This is a genomic window from Vibrio qinghaiensis, from assembly GCF_002257545.1.
Taxonomy (GTDB): Bacteria; Pseudomonadota; Gammaproteobacteria; order Enterobacterales; family Vibrionaceae; genus Vibrio; species Vibrio ordalii.
The window spans coordinates 1,991,350-2,009,305 of sequence record NZ_CP022741.1 but is presented as its reverse complement, the minus strand read 5'-3'; the positions used below and the strand labels follow the sequence as shown (position 1 = coordinate 2,009,305).

The 17,956-nt window shown below is 46.0% G+C and carries 21 protein-coding genes; 17 read left to right on the top strand and 4 right to left on the bottom strand.

The annotated features are described in order from the left end of the window. Positions 1 to 7 precede the first annotated feature (7 nt). The 6 genes from fliN to flhB are packed head-to-tail and all read left to right on the top strand — an operon-like array spanning position 8 to position 3,927. Positions 8 to 418: a flagellar motor switch protein FliN gene (gene fliN, locus CCZ37_RS09235; RefSeq protein ID WP_010318705.1), complete on the top strand. Its 411-nt coding sequence runs from the start codon at positions 8 to 10 to the stop codon at positions 416 to 418. A 33-nt stretch (positions 419 to 451) separates the two neighbouring features. After that, the gene (gene fliO / locus CCZ37_RS09230) at positions 452 to 832 is read left to right on the top strand and encodes a flagellar biosynthetic protein FliO (protein WP_010318704.1); all 381 of its coding nucleotides are present in this window, start codon (positions 452 to 454) and stop codon (positions 830 to 832) included. Between the two features lie 46 nt (positions 833 to 878). Beyond that, the gene (gene fliP, locus CCZ37_RS09225) at positions 879 to 1,715 is read left to right on the top strand and encodes a flagellar type III secretion system pore protein FliP (RefSeq protein WP_094500367.1); all 837 of its coding nucleotides are present in this window, start codon (positions 879 to 881) and stop codon (positions 1,713 to 1,715) included. Positions 1,716 to 1,726: 11 nt separating this feature from the next. After that, the gene (fliQ, locus tag CCZ37_RS09220) at positions 1,727 to 1,996 is read left to right on the top strand and encodes a flagellar biosynthesis protein FliQ (RefSeq protein ID WP_010318702.1); all 270 of its coding nucleotides are present in this window, start codon (positions 1,727 to 1,729) and stop codon (positions 1,994 to 1,996) included. An 8-nt stretch (positions 1,997 to 2,004) separates the two neighbouring features. Continuing rightward, on the top strand, positions 2,005 to 2,787 hold the full coding sequence (fliR, locus tag CCZ37_RS09215) for a flagellar biosynthetic protein FliR (RefSeq protein ID WP_094500366.1): 783 nt from the start codon (positions 2,005 to 2,007) through the stop codon (positions 2,785 to 2,787). A gap of 9 nt (positions 2,788 to 2,796) precedes the next feature. Continuing rightward, positions 2,797 to 3,927, top strand: coding sequence for a flagellar biosynthesis protein FlhB (gene flhB, locus CCZ37_RS09210; RefSeq protein WP_010318700.1), 1,131 nt, complete (start codon positions 2,797 to 2,799; stop codon positions 3,925 to 3,927). A 56-nt stretch (positions 3,928 to 3,983) separates the two neighbouring features. On the opposite strand, the gene smrB is transcribed toward flhB, so the two are convergent. Next, positions 3,984 to 4,514 (bottom strand): endonuclease SmrB, encoded by a 531-nt coding sequence (gene smrB, locus CCZ37_RS09205; protein ID WP_010318699.1) that lies wholly within the window; start codon positions 4,512 to 4,514, stop codon positions 3,984 to 3,986. A 63-nt stretch (positions 4,515 to 4,577) separates the two neighbouring features. Here smrB and prmB point away from each other — a divergent pair, with 63 nt between their 5' ends. The 5 genes from prmB (at position 4,578) to CCZ37_RS09180 (ending at position 8,614) form a co-directional block, all read left to right on the top strand. Beyond that, positions 4,578 to 5,510: a 50S ribosomal protein L3 N(5)-glutamine methyltransferase gene (gene prmB, locus CCZ37_RS09200; RefSeq protein ID WP_094500365.1), complete on the top strand. Its 933-nt coding sequence runs from the start codon at positions 4,578 to 4,580 to the stop codon at positions 5,508 to 5,510. 184 nt (positions 5,511 to 5,694) lie between these two features. After that, complete coding sequence (aroC, locus tag CCZ37_RS09195; RefSeq protein WP_094500364.1) at positions 5,695 to 6,780, top strand: chorismate synthase; 1,086 nt, start codon at positions 5,695 to 5,697, stop codon at positions 6,778 to 6,780. A 353-nt stretch (positions 6,781 to 7,133) separates the two neighbouring features. Beyond that, positions 7,134 to 7,664, top strand: a complete 531-nt coding sequence (locus tag CCZ37_RS09190) for an elongation factor P hydroxylase (RefSeq protein ID WP_010318696.1) — start codon at positions 7,134 to 7,136, stop codon at positions 7,662 to 7,664. 32 nt (positions 7,665 to 7,696) lie between these two features. After that, positions 7,697 to 7,972, top strand: a complete 276-nt coding sequence (locus CCZ37_RS09185; protein ID WP_010318695.1) for a YfcL family protein — start codon at positions 7,697 to 7,699, stop codon at positions 7,970 to 7,972. 117 nt (positions 7,973 to 8,089) lie between these two features. Further along, a complete protein-coding gene (locus tag CCZ37_RS09180) occupies positions 8,090 to 8,614 on the top strand; it encodes an NADPH-dependent FMN reductase (RefSeq protein ID WP_094500363.1) in 525 nt (174 codons plus the stop codon). 113 nt (positions 8,615 to 8,727) lie between these two features. Here the strand turns inward: CCZ37_RS09180 and mnmC are convergent, their stop codons facing one another. Next, a complete protein-coding gene (mnmC, locus tag CCZ37_RS09175) occupies positions 8,728 to 10,755 on the bottom strand; it encodes a bifunctional tRNA (5-methylaminomethyl-2-thiouridine)(34)-methyltransferase MnmC2/FAD-dependent 5-carboxymethylaminomethyl-2-thiouridine(34) oxidoreductase MnmC1 (RefSeq protein ID WP_094500362.1) in 2,028 nt (675 codons plus the stop codon). A gap of 127 nt (positions 10,756 to 10,882) precedes the next feature. Between mnmC and fabB the strand changes: the two genes are divergently transcribed. The 3 genes from fabB to CCZ37_RS09160 all read left to right on the top strand — a co-directional run bounded on the left by fabB (position 10,883) and on the right by CCZ37_RS09160 (position 14,463). Continuing rightward, the gene (gene fabB / locus CCZ37_RS09170; RefSeq protein WP_094500361.1) at positions 10,883 to 12,094 is read left to right on the top strand and encodes a beta-ketoacyl-ACP synthase I; all 1,212 of its coding nucleotides are present in this window, start codon (positions 10,883 to 10,885) and stop codon (positions 12,092 to 12,094) included. Positions 12,095 to 12,320: 226 nt separating this feature from the next. Continuing rightward, complete coding sequence (locus CCZ37_RS09165) at positions 12,321 to 13,466, top strand: 4-phosphoerythronate dehydrogenase (RefSeq protein WP_094500360.1); 1,146 nt, start codon at positions 12,321 to 12,323, stop codon at positions 13,464 to 13,466. After that, on the top strand, positions 13,450 to 14,463 hold the full coding sequence (locus CCZ37_RS09160; protein ID WP_094500359.1) for an aspartate-semialdehyde dehydrogenase: 1,014 nt from the start codon (positions 13,450 to 13,452) through the stop codon (positions 14,461 to 14,463). The genes CCZ37_RS09165 and CCZ37_RS09160 overlap by 17 nt, the downstream gene beginning before the upstream one ends. Positions 14,464 to 14,577: 114 nt before the next feature. Here CCZ37_RS09160 and fcrX read toward each other — a convergent pair whose 3' ends face one another. After that, a complete protein-coding gene (gene fcrX / locus CCZ37_RS09155) occupies positions 14,578 to 15,027 on the bottom strand; it encodes a ferric iron uptake transcriptional regulator FcrX (RefSeq protein WP_094500358.1) in 450 nt (149 codons plus the stop codon). Positions 15,028 to 15,241: 214 nt separating this feature from the next. Here fcrX and CCZ37_RS09150 point away from each other — a divergent pair, with 214 nt between their 5' ends. After that, entirely contained in the window at positions 15,242 to 15,760 is a 519-nt protein-coding gene (locus CCZ37_RS09150; protein ID WP_094500357.1) for a DUF4442 domain-containing protein, read from the top strand. On the opposite strand, the gene CCZ37_RS09145 is transcribed toward CCZ37_RS09150, so the two are convergent. Next, on the bottom strand, positions 15,757 to 16,641 hold the full coding sequence (locus CCZ37_RS09145) for a LysR family transcriptional regulator (protein WP_094500356.1): 885 nt from the start codon (positions 16,639 to 16,641) through the stop codon (positions 15,757 to 15,759). The genes CCZ37_RS09150 and CCZ37_RS09145 overlap by 4 nt on opposite strands. Positions 16,642 to 16,758: 117 nt before the next feature. Between CCZ37_RS09145 and CCZ37_RS09140 the strand changes: the two genes are divergently transcribed. Both CCZ37_RS09140 and CCZ37_RS09135 read left to right on the top strand, forming a co-directional pair. After that, entirely contained in the window at positions 16,759 to 17,205 is a 447-nt protein-coding gene (locus CCZ37_RS09140) for a CidA/LrgA family protein (RefSeq protein ID WP_029626934.1), read from the top strand. Beyond that, positions 17,202 to 17,903, top strand: a complete 702-nt coding sequence (locus tag CCZ37_RS09135) for an LrgB family protein (protein WP_010318685.1) — start codon at positions 17,202 to 17,204, stop codon at positions 17,901 to 17,903. Before CCZ37_RS09140 ends, CCZ37_RS09135 begins: the two co-directional genes overlap by 4 nt. Positions 17,904 to 17,956: the final 53 nt, after the last annotated feature.

Genomic DNA, 17,956 nt, shown 5'->3' with positions numbered 1-17,956 from the left:
AACGAAGATGGAACCAAGTGACGACCAAAGATTGGCAGACGAATGGGCCGCCGCATTAGGCGAGGACCCATCGGCGCCTAGTATTGATGTAGATGAAATTCTGGCCGCGCCTCTTGATGAATTAAAAGATACTTCGCCACCGATCACCGAAGATGAGCGCCGCAAACTGGATACGATCATGGACATTCCGGTGACCATTTCGATGGAAGTGGGGCGTTCGAAGATCAGCATTCGTAACTTACTGCAATTGAACCAAGGCTCGGTGGTTGAGCTTGATCGCATCGCGGGTGAGTCATTGGATGTGATGGTGAACGGCACCTTGATTGCTCATGGAGAAGTGGTGGTGGTTAACGATAAATTTGGTATTCGTTTAACCGATGTAATCAGCCAAACTGAGCGTATTAAAAAGCTGCGTTAGCATAACGTTAGTTCACGAAAAAGAAGTCTTTGGATGAAAAAACTGATCGGTTTATGGCTTTGTTCAAGCCAAGCGATGGCAGCGACGAATGATCATTTAGATTTAGCGACCACTTTCGGGTCGCTTTTGTTCGTTATTGCGCTAATTCTCTTTTTGGCTTGGGTGTTAAAACGCATGCGAGTGCCCACGTTCGGTAATCAAAAAGGGCTGAGCATTGTACGTCAACTGCCGGTGGGCACCAAAGAGCGTATCGTTATTGTGCAAGCGGGAGAAGAACAATTTCTCGTCGGAGTCACGCCACAATCCGTCCAATTGATCGCCAAATTAGATGCCCCACTCAAACAGGAGGAGGCTGAGGTCAGTCCGTTTGCCGGTCAACTGACTCAGCTGCTAAAGAAAAATGACAAGAAATAGTCGCACGGCCTCATTGGGTTACCTTGGTCATCTATGGCATCTTTCTATGTTGCTGATGGCTCTATTGTTTACCCCGTTTGCGTTTTCAGAGCAAGAGTTAGCCACGCCAATTCCTTCCAGCGCCGTAGGCGCAGAAACGGTGACGGTAACGGCGATGAATAAAGACAGTGGCGCCTCTAAAACGATAGCCGCTGGTAGCGTCAGTGGTGGTGGTATTCCAGCATTTACCATGACGACCAATCCAGATGGCAGTCAAGATTACTCGATCAATCTACAAATTTTAGCCTTGATGACCATGTTGGGTTTTTTGCCTGCCATGGTCATTTTGATGACTTCCTTTACACGTATCGTGATTGTGATGTCGATCTTGCGCCAGGCAATGGGCCTGCAACAAACGCCGTCAAACCAAGTAATTATCGGCATCGCTATTTTTCTCACTTTTTTCATTATGTCACCAGTCATTAACGCCATTAATGAGCAAGCTGTGCAGCCGTATCTCAATGAGCAGATGACGGCGCGTCAAGCGTTTGATACGGCTCAAGAGCCACTAAAAGCCTTCATGCTTAAACAGACACGAGTCAAAGATTTAGAAACCTTTGTTGAGATATCGGGCTCTGACGCAACCAATCCTGAAGAGGTCTCGATGGCGGTGCTGATCCCTGCGTTCATCACCTCTGAGTTAAAAACGGCGTTTCAAATCGGCTTTATGTTATTTTTGCCCTTTTTAATCATTGATTTAGTGGTGGCGTCTGTTTTGATGGCGATGGGTATGATGATGCTTTCGCCGATGATCGTCTCATTGCCTTTTAAACTCATGCTGTTTGTACTAGTGGATGGATGGAACTTGATCCTCTCAACGCTAGCCGGCAGTTTTGCTTTATAGCGGGGGCTCGAATGACTCCTGAAATCTTTGTTGAGCTATTTCAAGATGCACTGTGGATGGTGCTGATTATGGTGTGCGCCATCATCATCCCGAGTTTGCTGATTGGATTAGTGGTCGCCATTTTTCAAGCGGCGACCTCAATCAACGAACAGACGTTGAGCTTTTTGCCGCGTCTCATTGTGACCTTACTGGCACTGATGTTCTTTGCCCATTGGATGACGCAGATGATGATGGAGTTTTTCTTCTCTATTATTGAACGGCTCCCACAGGTGCTGTACTAGGAGCTTGAATGGAGTACCCAACAAGCCTCGTTTTAGAGTGGATTGCCAACTATTTTTGGCCCTACACTCGTATTTCCGCCATGCTGATGGTGATGTCAGTCACAGGGGCTCGTTTTGTTCCGACTCGAGTGCGGCTCTATTTAGGTTTGGCTATTACCTTCGCCGTGATGCCTGCGATTCCTGCCGTTCCTGAGAGCGTTGAACTACTTTCCTTTGAAGGTTTTTTGACTACCTTTGAGCAGATCGTTATCGGTGTAGCAATGGGGATGGTTACCCAGTTTATAATCCAAACTTTTGTCATGCTTGGTCAAATATTAGGTATGCAAGCCAGCCTAGGTTTTGCTTCAATGGTTGATCCTGCAAACGGCCAAAACACCCCTTTGCTTGGTCAACTGTTTATGTTTTTAGCGACCTTGTTTTTTCTCGCAACTGATGGTCATTTAAAGATGATCCAACTGGTGGTGTTCAGTTTTAAAACCTTGCCTATTGGTGGCGGGGCGTTGACCACTGTGGACTTTCGTGAACTCGCGCTGTGGCTTGGCACCATGTTTAAAGTAGCGCTGAGTATGTCTCTTTCTGGCATCATTGCGCTATTAACGGTTAACTTAGCGTTTGGCGTGATGACTCGTGCGGCTCCTCAGCTTAATATTTTTTCTTTGGGCTTTGCGTTTGCACTTTTAGTCGGCTTGTTGCTCTGTTGGTATATTTTAGGCGGCTTGTATAGCCACTATGATCTATTCTGGTTAGAAGGCGAGCAGCAAATTTGTCGCCTAATCCGCATGAATTGTTAGGAGGCGCGTTTGGCAGAGTCAGACGGTCAAGAACGTACCGAAGACGCCACGCCCAAGCGGTTGGATGAGGCGAGAAAAAAAGGTCAGGTTGCTCGTTCAAAAGAATTGGCTTCTGTTTCGGTATTAGTGATTGGCGCAATTGCATTAATGTGGTTTGGGGATGCATTAGCACGAGCTTTATATATTGGGATGGGGCGAACCTTTACCTTAAGCCGAGAAGAAGTGTTTGATCTTGGTAAGCTGTTTGATATTGCCGCAGGTTCGTTGGTGGTGTTGATATTGCCCTTAGTTCTTATTTTGTTAACTCTATTTATCGCTGCATTAATTGGAGCCGCCGGTGTAGGGGGGATTAATTTCTCTGTGGAGGCTGCGATGCCGAAAGCCTCCAAAATGAACCCGCTCAGTGGTTTAAAACGTATGTTCGGTTTACAAAGCTGGGTTGAGTTGTTTAAGTCCATTTTGAAAGTACTGCTTGTTTCTGGCGTTGCTTTTTATCTGATCAATGCATCAAAAGAAGATCTCTTCCAATTGAGTCTAGATGTCTACCCACAAAACATTTTCCATGCGCTCGATATCTTGCTCAACTTCGTGTTGCTGATCAGTTGTTCTTTACTGGTCGTAGTGGCCATCGATATTCCTTTTCAGATTTGGCAGCACGCTGACCAACTAAAAATGACCAAGCAAGAAGTAAAAGACGAATACAAAGATACGGAAGGAAAACCGGAGGTTAAAGGCCGAATTCGGATGTTGCAGCGTGAAGCGGCTCAGCGGCGGATGATGGCGGAAGTGCCACAAGCGGATGTAATCATCACCAACCCAGAACACTTCTCTGTTGCGCTGCGCTATAAACAAAATACGGATAAAGCACCGATTGTGGTGGCTAAAGGCGTCGATCACATGGCGATGAAAATTCGTGAAGTAGCACGTGCGCATGATATACACATCATTCCCGCGCCGCCTTTGGCTCGAGCGCTTTATCACACAACCGATCTTGAGCAGGAGATCCCCGACGGGCTTTTCGTGGCGGTCGCGCAGGTACTTGCTTATGTCTTTCAGCTTAAGCAGTATCGTAAACGCGGTGGCCAAAGACCCAAACTCGATGAGAATAACATGCCGATCCCACCGGATTTACGACATTAATCCTCATCGTTATACTGGAGCAAAAGCGTCGATGCTGAAGTTAGCGTCAGTTTAAATCACTTATCAGGAATTGAAAGCAGCACCAGCACCGCGCCATGCCCGCCAAATTCAAGAGGGGCTTGATGAAACGCCATCACATCAGGGTGTTGAGCGAGCCAGAGAGGAACTTTTTGTTTGAGAATGTGTTTACCAATCCCATGCTGGACACAAGCGCAGTGAATATTTTCTTTCACACAATAAGCCACCATCGCCCCGAGCTCTCGTTTCGCTTCTTGCTGTGTCATGCCGTGCATATCTAAAAATACATCCGGCACATAGACGCCACGTCTTAACCGTTTGACTTCATATTTCGACACATCATCACGAGCATAGCGCGTTGGGCCTTCATCGCTGAGTTTTGGTATAAACTCATCGGAAAAATAAAATTCAGTGTCGCTGGCTTCCCGCGCAATGCGGCGGATTTCTTTTTGTTTGGGGTTTCTGTTTGGCGGCTGGATTATGGTATCCTGTCGCAACTTTTTAACGCCCTTTACTGCATCCCGAAACAAGTCGAAAGCGTTATCGTGTTCGGTCTCTTTTTGGCTCATTGGGTTTGGTCATTTTCTAACAGATCGATATTTGCAGTATTGTAGCGCTTTTCGGAGGCAATTTTGGATAAGATTTTTGTAGAAGAGGCGGTTTCTGAACTTCACACGCTTCAAGATATGATTCGTTGGACGGTCAGCCGTTTTAATGCCGCCAACTTATTTTATGGTCATGGGACCGATAATGCGTGGGATGAAGCCGTTCAGCTAATCCTACCGACACTCTATCTTCCGATTGATGTTCCTCCGCATGTACTGAATTCTCGTTTAACAGGCAGTGAACGTCTGCGTATTGTTGAACGGGTGATTAAGCGCATTAATGAACGTACTCCTATCGCCTATTTAACCAATAAAGCCTGGTTCTGTGGCCTTGAGTTTTATGTGGATGAGCGAGTGCTGGTGCCACGTTCACCGATTGGCGAATTGATTGAAGCGCAGTTCCAACCTTGGTTGATCGACGAGCCTGTACGCATTATGGATTTGTGTACTGGCAGCGGTTGCATCGCCATTGCGTGCGCCCACGCGTTCCCTGATGCTGAAGTGGATGCGATTGATATCTCAACCGACGCACTGCAAGTGGCAGAGCAAAATATTCAAGACCACGGTATGGAGCAACAAGTTTTCCCGATCCGTTCCGATCTGTTCCGTGATTTGCCAAAAGAGAAATATGACCTAATCGTGTCGAATCCACCGTATGTGGATCAAGAAGATATGAATAGTTTGCCCAAAGAGTTCAAACACGAACCAGAGCTCGGCTTAGCCGCCGGTACCGATGGTTTGAAATTGGTGCGTCGTATTTTGGCCAATGCGGCAGATTATCTCACCGATAACGGTATTTTGATCTGTGAAGTGGGCAATTCGATGGTGCATATGATGAACCAATACGACCACCTTCCGTTTACTTGGCTTGAGTTTGAAAATGGTGGGCATGGCGTATTCATGCTGACTCGCCAGCAGTTGGTTGATTGCGCTAGCGACTTTGCGCTTTATATCGACTAATGCCGTACGCACAATAAAAACGCCAGCCCCAGCGCTGGCGTTTTTTTATCCATTAGAAAAATACACATTGCTTTATTTTGGGGCTTTACATCATTTCGTAATAAAGCCACTATGAATCCACGAACAATAGAATGAATCGGTGATAGGGAGCATGTCGCTCTGTGTCATCAATATTGAGGAAGTAATGGCAGGAAACAGTATCGGACAACATTTTCGGGTGATGACATTCGGAGAAAGTCACGGTATCGCACTAGGATGTATCGTCGACGGATGCCCTCCGGGCTTAGAAATTACAGAAGCTGACTTACAGATAGACCTAGATCGTCGCCGTCCTGGCACATCTCGCTATACAACGCAGCGTCGTGAAGCGGATGAAGTCAAAATTCTTTCTGGTGTATTTGAGGGGAAAACCACAGGTACATCGATTGGTCTATTAATTGAAAATACCGACCAACGCTCAACCGATTATTCAGACATTAAAGACAAGTTTCGCCCCGGTCATGCCGATTATACCTACCATCAAAAATATGGCATTCGCGACTATCGTGGTGGTGGCCGTTCATCAGCACGTGAGACAGCGATGCGAGTGGCAGCGGGAGCCATTGCGAAGAAATATCTCAAACAAGAATTTGGGGTTGAAATTCGCGCTTACTTGTCACAAATGGGTGACGTTTGTATCGATAAAGTTGATTGGAACGAAATTGAGAATAACGCCTTTTTCTGCCCAGATGCAGATAAAGTGGCGGCATTCGACCAGTTGATCCGTGATTTGAAAAAAGAAGGTGATTCGATCGGCGCGAAGATTCAAGTCGTGGCGACAAATGTCCCTGTTGGTTTAGGTGAGCCAGTCTTTGATCGTTTAGATGCGGATATTGCGCACGCTTTGATGAGCATCAATGCGGTCAAAGGAGTAGAGATTGGGGACGGTTTTGATGTCGTGCAGCAAAAAGGCAGCCAGCATCGTGATCCTCTAACACCGAACGGCTTTCGCTCAAATCATGCCGGCGGTATTTTAGGTGGTATTTCGACTGGGCAAGATATTGTTGCCAGTATTGCGCTTAAACCCACGTCAAGTATTACAGTGCCTGGCGATACCATTACTCGCACGGGGGAACCCACACAACTTATCACGAAAGGTCGCCATGATCCTTGCGTTGGTATTCGCGCCGTGCCCATCGCCGAAGCAATGCTGGCGATTGTGTTGATGGACCACTTACTTCGTCATCGCGGGCAGAATTTTGCGGTTCAAACCGAAACGCCTAAAATCTAATCCAGCATAACCGAATTAAAATGAAAAGCGCCCTTTTTGTAAGGGCGCTTTTGTTTAGCTATTTTCTAAAGACCAGCACTTAATACACCATTCATCGCTTATAAATCACTGAGCAACATAATGCGGTACTCCGATAACACTTATTTGGGTATCTAAGCACCGAGAAAGCGGTTGAACTTAAAAATGGAGGCGCAAGTGTAGTAGTAAAGTCAGGCGATGGCGAATGAGATTTTATGCCAAGAAACCGTTTGACCGATTAATAAAACTAATGAAGTGGGGTGATTGAATGGCTTTACCTGACTACAGAAAAATAAGAGAATGCGTTGAGAAATTTTTGCCTGCATGACTGAGTGATGACACATCAATACCAAGACTTGATCTCCCTGTTCAATGACACTTTTTTTGAGCCATTCAATACGCGTTTAGAGCTCGGTGGTGATGAGCCGATTTACTTGCCTGCTGATGCGCAAATCAATCATCACCGCATCATTTTCGCACGAGGCTTCTTTGCCTCGGCACTGCACGAAATCGCGCATTGGTGCGTCGCCGGCCCTGAACGACGATTGATGGAAGATTTTGGCTATTGGTATCAACCAGACGGGCGAACCGCGCAAGTCCAAGCCGAATTCGAAAAAGTCGAGATCCGCCCTCAAGCGTATGAGTGGATTTTATCGGTCAGTGCTGGCTTTCCTTTTACTGTGAGTTGTGACAACCTACACGGCGATTTTGAACCAGACCGCATCGCCTTTATGACTCAGGTACATCGTGAGGTAGTCTCTATTTTACAGGGAGGCCTTCCACCCCGAGTAAAGATGCTGTCAGATGCATTGCGTGCTTTTTATAGTACGACAGAATTAAGGCTAGAGCACTTTGTTATCAGGTAACTGGCTAAATAATAAGAGAAAATGAGAGTTGTATGATTATTGGATTTGAAGAAAAACTGCTGGAAATGATAGATGCACGTATTGCGACGGCATCGGACGACGAATTGTTTGCGGGTGGTTATTTGCGAGGTCATATTTCTTTGTCTGCGGCCGCGTGTGAAGATGAAGGAATTGATGATCTATCTTTGTTCAAAGCACGTATTGAGCAAAGCTTAGAGCAAGCGCGCACAGAGCTGACGCCTGCAGACCGCGTGATTGTGTTCGATTTATGGACAGAACTTCACAACCAAGTTTACAACCAAGCTTAAGGTACAAGTATTAAACTCATTCGAATTCTTTGAATGAGTCCGTAAAATTTTTATGGTTGTTGTTAATTTGTGCGATCGCTATGCTTAAGCCATATTCGAACACACAAGGGCAACACCATGAAAGTCATCGCATTTGGAGCATCAAACAGCTCAACTTCAATCAATAAAGCATTGGCCACTTACACTGCTCACCTTATTGACGGTGCCGATGTGGTGGTGCTTGATATCAACAACTATACCGTTCCTATGTTTAGCGAAGATCTTGAAAAAGAGCTTGGTCAAGCCGAAGGCGCTCAAGCTTTTCTGCGTGACCTTGCTCAAGCAGATGCGTTTGTTATCTCTTTTGCTGAGCATAATGGTCACTACCCAGCGGCGTACAAAAATTTATTTGACTGGGCAACACGCATTGAGCGTGAACTATTCAAAGGCAAACCTGCTGTTTACCTAGCCAGCTCTCCTGGTCCTGGTGGCGCGCAATCGGTTTTGGCGGCGGCAAATAATTCCGCTCCTTATTTTGGTGGTAATGTAAAAGCGTCTGTCTCGGTACCGAGTTTTTATGACAATTTTGACTTGGCTACGGGTCAAGTGACTAACCCAGAAGTGGCGGCACAATTGAAAGACGCGGTTGCGAAGCTCGTATAGCTTTCTTGTCTCGTTTTAAGTTTGTCTCACGTTAAGTTTTACGCCTTTTCGCGTGAAAAAGTGAGCATTAAAAAGCCTTGCTGGATAAGTAAGGCTTTTTTCTATGACGGGTTTTATCGAGGAGTACGTTCGGTGATGGCTTTGCCTTTTTTGAGTTTTCTCACCCACATTCGACTTGGATGAAGCGTTTCGAGAACATCAACAGCAAGCGGTAGCGGATCGCCACTCATTTGTGAAGCCAGCAACTCAGCCATTAATGGCGCAGAACTTAGCCCTCGCGATCCTAGCCCGAGCATGCAGTACAAATGAGGATAGTGAGCCACAGATGGAGTCTGTTGCGGATCTTGGGACGGTAACGGCTGATAGTCGAGCTTGATCTGTTCAAAGTTGCCCACATTCCCGACAAACGGCAAATGATCGCGGCTGACGCAGCGAACGCCTTGGCGAGATTGATTGCTAGATGTATCGACTTGCTGTGTCCAGTTTTGTTCGTTAATACAACGGGTTAATCGTTGTCCATTCTCTTGCTGCGCCGCCGCATCGAATGCTTGGTTGATTTGACTTCGGTCATAACTTGCGCCAATGCAGTGCTGTTGAGTGTTGGGGTTGTGCGGCGTCATATAGCCGTCATAACACAACACGCTGCTCAGCTTTTGCAATGTTTCTGTGGTTGGAATATGGCTCACTTGTCCTTTCACTTTGCCAAGTGGCAACGCTTGTGTTTGCTCGAAATGGTCAAATTGATGACCGTTTGCAATGACCACACACTGATGGTACTTTTCGCTACCATTAACACTTAATGTCCACTGCCGCTGTATTTCATCCCAGCGCAAAGACTCCACCTTGTGATTAAAATAGGCGTTGAATCGCTCACTTTGGCTTAATTGATCAAACAGGCTTTGTGTCAGTTGAGCAGGGCAAAGCCACCCTCCTAGTGGGTAATGTAAGCTGGCCATATCAGTCGGTAAGCCGACGTTTTGTAACGTTGCTTGTTGATCGCAGTAGTGCATTAGCTGAGGGTTAAATTTCCCTTCAAGCATCGCCATCTGTTTTTGGGTCGATTTTTCATCCCACATCAATTGGGTCACACCACACCAATCATGATCAAAAGGGACGGTTTGTGCCATTTGCTCAACAAATTGCCGAGCAAACAGAAAAGCGGGCGCAAAAACACGCGATACACCACTGTGGTCTTTATTCAGCAGTGGGTAAACCGCACCTTGTCGGTTACCTGAAGCACCTTGAGCGGCCTGAGGATCGGCGCAATACAGGCTGACATTGATACCGCGGCGATTGAGCATTTTAGCTAATGTGGCACTAGCAATGCCGCCGCCGATGATCGCCACGTCGGTAACATTGGTCGTCGGCGCAATCGCAAACCAAGGTTTTATATTGCTGTACGGTGTTTTGTGTTCCAGTTGACCAGCAATCATCTCTCTTTTGGTGCCAAAGCCTTTCACTTTTTTCATCGAAAAGCCTGCTTCTATCAATCCGCGTCGTACAAAACCTGCGGCGGTAAAAGTGGCGCACGTGGCTTTGTGTTTCGCCAGTTTGGCCATATTCTCAAACAGCGTTTGATTCCACATTTCAGGGTTTTTACTAGGAGCAAAACCATCCAAAAACCATGCGTCTACCACGCCTTGCTCAGTCGTGGGAACTTGCGGCATACACTCTTTGATATCACCGAACCAAAGATCAAGGGTAATGGCGCCATTATCAAGAACAATGCGATGACATTCTGGTACTGCAATCGGGTAGTGTTGTTGAAGCTTTTTCGCATAAGTCGCTAATTCAGGCCACGCTTGGTGCGCGGCTATCAAGTCGTGTTTATTGAGCGGATATTTTTCAAAACTGATAAAATGCAGCGCTTGCAATGGCGCATTTGGGTTGTGTTGCCTAAACGCATCAAATTCTTGCCATACAGCGAGAAAGTTTAACCCAGTGCCAAACCCCGTTTCGGCAATCACAAACCGTTTTTGGTCATATTGGTGCCATCTTTGTGGTATATGATTTTGGGAAAGAAACACGTAACGCGTCTCTTCTAGGCCGTTAACGTTGGAAAAGTAAACGTCATCGAATTGGTCGGAAACGGGTGTGCCCGCTTCATTCCAACCCAGTGTTGCGTTGGTTATGCTGGTCATAATGGTGTAATTCTGTGAAATCGGGCGATATATAGCTCGAGATTGTACGAATTTCTGGGAAAGCTGACCACTTTTGTTATTCTTCTTAGTTATTATCTAAGCGAATTTTGAATTATAGGAATGTCACATGAAACGAGTCGTAATCACCGGTATGGGTATTGTTTCAAGTATCGGTAACAACGTCGAAGAAGTTTTAGCGTCTCTAAAAGCAGGCAAATCAGGTATTACCGCTTCTGAGCAGTTCAAAGAGAACGGTTTACGCTCTCAAGTGTGGGGTAGCCTGAAAATGACCCCTGCCGACCATATTGATCGCAAACAGATGCGTTTTATGGGTGATGCGGCCGCGTTTGCATACCTATCAATGGAACAAGCGATTGCTGACTCAGGCTTAGCTCCCGAGCAGGTCTCTAATGACCGTACTGGCATCGTAGCGGGCTCTGGTGGGGCGTCGTCTTACAACCAAGCAATTGCTGTGGATACGCTACGTGAGAAAGGCGTAAAGCGCGTTGGCCCTTATATGGTTCCACGCACTATGTCTTCGACTGTTTCAGCCTGTCTTGCTACGCCATTTAAAATCCGTGGCGTCAACTACACCATGAGCTCCGCTTGTGCGACGTCGGCTCACTGTATTGGTCACGCAATGGAACTTATCCAATTGGGTAAGCAAGATGTTGTGTTTGCAGGTGGTGGTGAAGAGCTCGATTGGACCTTAACCATGATGTTTGATGCGATGGGTGCGTTGTCAACCAAGTACAACGAAACACCAGAAAAAGCGTCACGTACTTATGATGCTGACCGCGATGGTTTCGTGATTTCAGGCGGCGGCGGTATGGTTGTGGTTGAAGAGCTTGAGCATGCACTGGCTCGCGGCGCAAAAATTTACGGTGAAATCGTCGGTTACGGTGCGACATCCGATGGCTACGACATGGTGGCTCCATCAGGTGAAGGTGCTGTGCGTTGCATGAAGATGGCAATGCAAGCGGTAGATAGTGTGGATTATGTCAATACACATGGTACTTCCACACCTGTCGGTGATGTAAAAGAGCTGGGCGCCATTCAAGAAGTGTTCGCTGGCAACAGCCCGGCTATCTCGGCAACAAAAGCAATGACTGGCCACGCATTGGGTGCGGCAGGTGTGCATGAAGCCATCTACTCTACCTTGATGCTTCACCACGGCTTTATCGCGCCAAGCATCAACATTGACAATTTAGATCCAGCGGCTGATGGCCTTGATATTGTGACCGAAATGCGCGAGCAAGAGCTAACCACTGTGATGTCTAACAGCTTTGGTTTTGGCGGTACCAACGCGACGCTAGTGATCAAAAAGTATCAAGGCTAATGAGCCTACACACCTCTTATAAAAAGGTTTCCAGAGCGGGTCAGCTTAGCTGATCGAACAGACGCAGACTCTGTCCCATGGAGAGCGGGACGGGATCCTTTTGTTCTGGGTTTTTGCCCGGTTTCCGTGAGGAGCCGGGCATTTTTATGGAAAGCGGGATTTCTTCTCGACAGTCTGTGCGCTTTTCTGCACAATTCCTTCAATTTCGAAAATTGTGAACTCCGCTATGAAAATCCTTATTGATGAAAACATGCCTTATGCTGAAGCGTTATTTAGCCAGCTTGGTGAGGTGGTGTTGAAACCCGGTAGAAGCTTAACGGCTGATGATCTTATCGACGTTGACGCCTTGATGATTCGTTCTGTTACGAAAGTAAATCAAGCACTATTAGCGAAAGCCAATAAATTAAAGTTTGTTGGTACGGCGACGGCAGGCATGGACCACGTTGATCAAGCGCTTTTGGCTGAAAGAGGCATCTTTTTTACTGCCGCACCTGGGTGTAATAAGGTGGGAGTGGCTGAGTATGTTTTCAGTGTATTGATGGTGCTAGCACAGCAGCATGGTTTTTCTGCCTTAGAGAAAACCGTTGGCATCATTGGTGCTGGTCAAGTCGGCAGCTATTTAGCCGAGTGTTTGGCGGGGATTGGCATCAATGTGCTGCTCAACGATCCCCCAAAACAAGCACAAGGTGATTGCCGCGAGTTTACTCATCTTGATGTTTTACTTGATAAAGCGGATGTCATTACGCTGCATACACCCATTACTAAAAGTGGTGAATGGCCGACTCATCACTTGATTGATGAAGTTCGACTTGCCCAGTTGCGCAGTGATCAGATCTTGATTAACGCGGCTCGTGGCCCTGTGGTGGATAACCAAGCGCTGAAACAACGCCTACAGAAGAATGATGGTTTTATTGCCGCTTTAGACGTGTTTGAATTTGAACCTGAAGTGGATATGGAACTGCTGCCTTTGCTCGCGTTTGCGACGCCGCATGTGGCTGGCTATGGGTTAGAAGGTAAAGCCCGAGGCACGACCATGATTTTCAATAGTTTTTGTGAGTATCTTGGTGATGACCATTGCGCGAATGCCAGCAACTTATTACCCGAGGCTCCCATTGCCCAAGTGCATCTATCACGCGGTTGGGATGAGGAAACATTACACAGTTTAACCCAATTGATTTATGACGTACGCAAAGATGACGCCTTATTTCGCCGTGAAATAGGCAAATCAGGTGCTTTTGATCAAATGCGTAAACTTTATTGGGATAGAAGAGAATATAGCGCGATGACTGTCGTCGGTAGTGAGTCGTGTGATCTCACTCTCTTAGCTAAATTAGGTTTTAAAACAGAGGTAACAAATGAGCCAAGAATTTAATATCGCTATTTTAGGAGCAAGCGGCGCGGTTGGTGAAACCATGCTTGAAGTGCTCAAAGATCGCAAATTCCCCGTTGGTGAACTTTACCTACTTGCTAGCGAGCGTAGTGAAGGTAAATTCTACCGCTTCAATGGTAAGACTATACAAGTACAAAATGTTGAAGATTTCGATTGGTCACAAGTTCAGATTGCACTGTTTTCCGCTGGTGGTGAATTGTCCGCAAAATGGGCACCTATTGCCACAGAAGAAGGCGTGGTAGTCATCGATAACACCTCACATTTCCGCTATGAGTATGATATCCCACTTGTTGTGCCTGAAGTGAACCCTGAAGCGATTGCGGATTTCCGTAACCGCAATATTATTGCGAACCCAAACTGCTCAACCATTCAAATGTTGGTGGCGTTAAAGCCGATTCACGACGCTGTGGGTATCGAGCGAATTAACGTGTCAACTTATCAGTCCGTTTCAGGAGCCGGGAAGTCAGGCATTGATGAGTTGGCGGGACAAACCGCAAGGCTGTTAAACGGTGTTTCGGCCGATCCTGATGTTTTTAGCCAGCAAATTGCGTTTAACTGCATCCCACAAATCGACCAGTTTATGGACAATGGTTACACCAAAGAAGAGATGAAAATGGTGTGGGAAACGCAAAAAATATTCAATGACTCAACCATTATGGTCAATCCAACTTGTGTACGTGTGCCTGTTTTTTACGGCCATGCAGAGTCACTGCATATTGAAACACGCTTACCGATTGATGCTGAGCAAGTTATTGAATTATTAGAGAAAACGGAAGGTATTGAAGTCTTCCTCGGGAATGATTTCCCAACGCAAGTTCGCGATGCGGGAGGAAAGGATACCGTTCTTGTTGGGCGCATTCGCAACGATATCAGTCACCACAGTGGCATTAATATGTGGGTAGTGGCAGATAACGTGAGAAAAGGCGCTGCAACAAATGCGGTACAAATTGCGGAAGTGTTGATTCGAGATTATTTCTAATTCATACCTAGTAAAAAGGAGTGGCTTACCACCCTTTCTCTCTACACAAAAAAGCCGAGTGATTGATTCACCCGGCTTTTTTATTATCGTCCAGCTCAAGGCTGAGAATGATGGCTATTTTTTTGACTTGTGCGCGTTAGGGTTCTGCTTGCAACTGCCGTCGGCACATTTACCATATAGATAAAGGCTGTGATTGGTGAGCTGTACATTATATTGCTCGGCAATCTCTCTTTGGCGTTGTTCGATCACCTCATCTGAAAACTCAATCACTTCACCACAATCTAAGCACACTAAGTGGTCGTGGTGGTGTTGTGTTGAAAGTTCAAAAACGGATTTTCCACCTTCAAAATGGTGACGAGTGACAATACCCGCATCATCAAATTGGTTTAATACTCGATAAACAGTCGCAAGACCGATTTCTTCACCAAGATCAATCAATTTCTTATACAGCTCTTCAGCGCTGATATGTTGGCATTCAGGCTGCTGTAGCACTTCTAAAATTTTTAGCCTAGGAAGGGTAACTTTAAGACCTGCATCCTTGAGCGCTTGGTTATTATCTGACATACACTTTCCTGTTGATGATCTGCAGCAGTTAACAGAATTCATAATTGCGATCATTATAGGGGAGTCACTGCTAACAATAAACCACGAAGTTCAAAGGGTTACTTTATATTTGTCACAAAGCCGCGCAATATCACTGATATAACAGCTCTTACCAGTTACAATCGTGTAACATTTATTAGTGATTGAGTCGATAGGTTTAAAAGGTGAGCACGGAATGAATCACTCTTTAGCAAGATTTTATAAGCCAAATATTGTTAAGTGGGCGTTAAACAGTTGGCCCCCTTTTTGGGGGGCAGGTATACACATTGATGAAATCAGTAGTGACTTTCGTCAGGTAAAAATGCGCCTAAAGCTGCGGTGGTGGAACAAAAATGCCAATCGCACTCAGTATGGTGGCAGCATTTTTTCTCTCACCGACCCTGTTTACTCTTTGATGTTAATGGGGATTTTGGGTGAGCAATATTATGTATGGGACAAAGAGGCCAGCATCAACTTTATCAAACCGGGCCATTCTGATTTGTATGCTGAGTTTCTGATAACGCAAGACCAACTGGATTCAATCTTGGTAAGCACGGCTAATGGGGATAAATGCTTTCCGGAATTTGTTATCCATGTTAAGGATGCCAAAGGCGAAGTGGTCTCTGAAGTGCAACGTAAATTGTATGTGCGTAAAAAACCTAAATATCGAGAAGAGAGTGATGTAGACAAAATGGTAACTTTTTGTGACCGCTAAGGTTGCTGTTTCTGCATTTTGCACAGTTCAATCCAAGCTTCGGCAGTACGAGAAACGTACCGTTCCGCGTGCCATATTAATCCTAAGTGCCAATCAATACTGGGTGTCATCGGTTTGACTAAGACGCCTTCTCCTTGAATTCGTCGACAAAGTGGTTCGGGTAGAAAGGCAACACCTACGCCACTTTTGACCAACGCGACTAAAAAATCCCACTGGCTACTGCGCGCTGCAACTTGTGGTGTAAATCCGTGTTGTAGGCAGAATGAGTGGATGTAGTCACTCAGCGTAAAATCATGGGTATAGAGGTAAAATGGCTCATTTTGTAGTTGCTCCCAACCGATAGCTTCTTGCTGCTTCCAAGGGGATGAATCGGGGAGTACGGCGCAAATGGGGTAACTGTCTAGGGAGAGTGACCGCAGATTATCAATCGGATGAGGTGAAAGCATAGTTACGGCTACGTCAATTTCGCCATTGAGGATGGCTTGCTCTATTTTACGTCCGCCATACTCTACGATGTTGAGCTCTACATGAGGGTAGGTTTGACGGTATTGGCGGATCAGACCTGCATAAAGGTGTCCAACCATCGGTGGAATACCGAGATGCAGTTGTCCACGCTTTACCTGATTGAGATCGACCAGTTCGGCTTCTAACTGAGACATCTGCGCTAAGATCTCTAGCGCTCTTTGATAGACAACCTCTCCTGCATCGGTAAGCCAGAAACGTCGACCTTCACGATGTAATAGTGGCTGTTCAATTTCCTGCTCTAAACTGCGGATCATTTTACTGATGGTGGGCTGGGTAACGAACAGTTGCTCGGATGCGCGGGTAAAGCTTTGTTGATTGACCAACTCAACAAAATAGCGCAGTGCTTTAATGTCCATAATATCTCCTTTATATCATTCCATTTTGGCATGAAGATGATAATAAAAAGTCATTTTACGATGGTTTTATCGCTTAATACAATGTGACTAATTTCACAAAACGGCATTGGTCTCATCATGCAAAGAATAAGAAACAGCCAAAGGGTAAAAAACAATCTGCAAACAGTGGTACAAGTTGTTGCGCTATCAATGATCTGGTTTTTGGCGGATTTTCTAGTCAGCACTTTTCATATTCCTTTACCCGCAAATTTAACGGGCATGCTATTGCTGTTAGCTTTAGTGGCTGTACGGATTGTAAAAGTTGATTGGCTGCGCAAGGGAGCAACTTGGTTATTGGCGGAAATGCTGTTGTTCTTTGTACCAGCGGTCATTGCAGTCGTTAACTATCAAGAGTTAATGCAACAGCAAGGATTACGAATTATGGCGGTACTTGTCATCAGTACCATCATGGTCATTGCTATTACTGCTTGGACCGTTGATAAAATGTATCGTTTAGAGCTGATATTAGCGCGTAGAAAAAGCAACCGGGCAATACGCCTAACTAAAGCGGAGCGTTCATCATGAGCTCACTACTTACCTCAACGCTGCTTGGTGTATTTTGCTTGCTGTTAACCTTGGCTTTTTACTATGGCAGCAAGTGCCTTTATCAACGTAAACGTTCTATTTTTTTGATGCCGCTGCTATTGGCCCCCATATTGTTAGTGGCTGTTGTGATGATCTTTCACATCCCTTACCAAACCTATATGGCAGAATCTCATTGGTTATTGTGGCTACTTGGTCCGGCGACAGTGGCTTTTGCTATTCCGGTCTATGACAACCGATGGTTGATCAAGCGCCACTGGCTCTCTCTGTCTATTGGAGTGATCGTATCGGTTGTGGTGGCTGTCGGAAGCACGGTTTTATTGGCTCGTTGGTTTGAATTACCCGATATGCTTCAGCGCAGTTTAGCGATGCGCTCGATTACCACGCCTTTTGCTGTTGAGGCGACGAAGTCAATTGGTGGGCAAAGTGATCTGACCGCTCTGTTTGTGGTACTTACTGGGGTGATAGGCATGGCGGTAGGTGAAGTGGTGTTAGCGTTATTATCCATTCGCTCTGGGCTTGGTAAAGGAGCCAGTCTTGGTGCTTCCGCGCACGGTGCAGGAACGGCAAAAGCGTATCAAATTGGCAATGCTGAAGGGGTCGTGTCGAGTGTGGTAATGATGATTGCGGGCATGGTCACTGTGTTGCTTGCTCCATTTATCGGCCGTCTACTTTGGTAAAGAAAAGAGTGTTGTTGTATATGGGTCAATAAAAAATCCCCTCGCAAGGGGAT

Excerpts from the sequence above, each read along its gene's own strand:
- CCZ37_RS09150 (WP_094500357.1), top strand. The coding sequence starts at position 15,242 with ATGAATCACTCTTTAGCAAGATTTTATAAGCCAAATATTGTTAAGTGG.
- fliP (WP_094500367.1), top strand. The coding sequence starts at position 879 with ATGTTGCTGATGGCTCTATTGTTTACCCCGTTTGCGTTTTCAGAGCAA.
- fliO (WP_010318704.1), top strand. The coding sequence starts at position 452 with ATGAAAAAACTGATCGGTTTATGGCTTTGTTCAAGCCAAGCGATGGCA.
- fliR (WP_094500366.1), top strand. The coding sequence starts at position 2,005 with ATGGAGTACCCAACAAGCCTCGTTTTAGAGTGGATTGCCAACTATTTT.
- CCZ37_RS09140 (WP_029626934.1), top strand. The coding sequence starts at position 16,759 with ATGCAAAGAATAAGAAACAGCCAAAGGGTAAAAAACAATCTGCAAACA.
- mnmC (WP_094500362.1), bottom strand. The coding sequence starts at position 10,755 with ATGACCAGCATAACCAACGCAACACTGGGTTGGAATGAAGCGGGCACA.
- fliN (WP_010318705.1), top strand. The coding sequence starts at position 8 with ATGGAACCAAGTGACGACCAAAGATTGGCAGACGAATGGGCCGCCGCA.
- CCZ37_RS09145 (WP_094500356.1), bottom strand. The coding sequence starts at position 16,641 with ATGGACATTAAAGCACTGCGCTATTTTGTTGAGTTGGTCAATCAACAA.
- CCZ37_RS09135 (WP_010318685.1), top strand. The coding sequence starts at position 17,202 with ATGAGCTCACTACTTACCTCAACGCTGCTTGGTGTATTTTGCTTGCTG.
- CCZ37_RS09180 (WP_094500363.1), top strand. The coding sequence starts at position 8,090 with ATGAAAGTCATCGCATTTGGAGCATCAAACAGCTCAACTTCAATCAAT.
- fabB (WP_094500361.1), top strand. The coding sequence starts at position 10,883 with ATGAAACGAGTCGTAATCACCGGTATGGGTATTGTTTCAAGTATCGGT.
- CCZ37_RS09190 (WP_010318696.1), top strand. The coding sequence starts at position 7,134 with ATGACACATCAATACCAAGACTTGATCTCCCTGTTCAATGACACTTTT.
- smrB (WP_010318699.1), bottom strand. The coding sequence starts at position 4,514 with ATGAGCCAAAAAGAGACCGAACACGATAACGCTTTCGACTTGTTTCGG.
- fcrX (WP_094500358.1), bottom strand. The coding sequence starts at position 15,027 with ATGTCAGATAATAACCAAGCGCTCAAGGATGCAGGTCTTAAAGTTACC.
- CCZ37_RS09185 (WP_010318695.1), top strand. The coding sequence starts at position 7,697 with ATGATTATTGGATTTGAAGAAAAACTGCTGGAAATGATAGATGCACGT.
- CCZ37_RS09160 (WP_094500359.1), top strand. The coding sequence starts at position 13,450 with ATGAGCCAAGAATTTAATATCGCTATTTTAGGAGCAAGCGGCGCGGTT.
- aroC (WP_094500364.1), top strand. The coding sequence starts at position 5,695 with ATGGCAGGAAACAGTATCGGACAACATTTTCGGGTGATGACATTCGGA.
- CCZ37_RS09165 (WP_094500360.1), top strand. The coding sequence starts at position 12,321 with ATGAAAATCCTTATTGATGAAAACATGCCTTATGCTGAAGCGTTATTT.
- fliQ (WP_010318702.1), top strand. The coding sequence starts at position 1,727 with ATGACTCCTGAAATCTTTGTTGAGCTATTTCAAGATGCACTGTGGATG.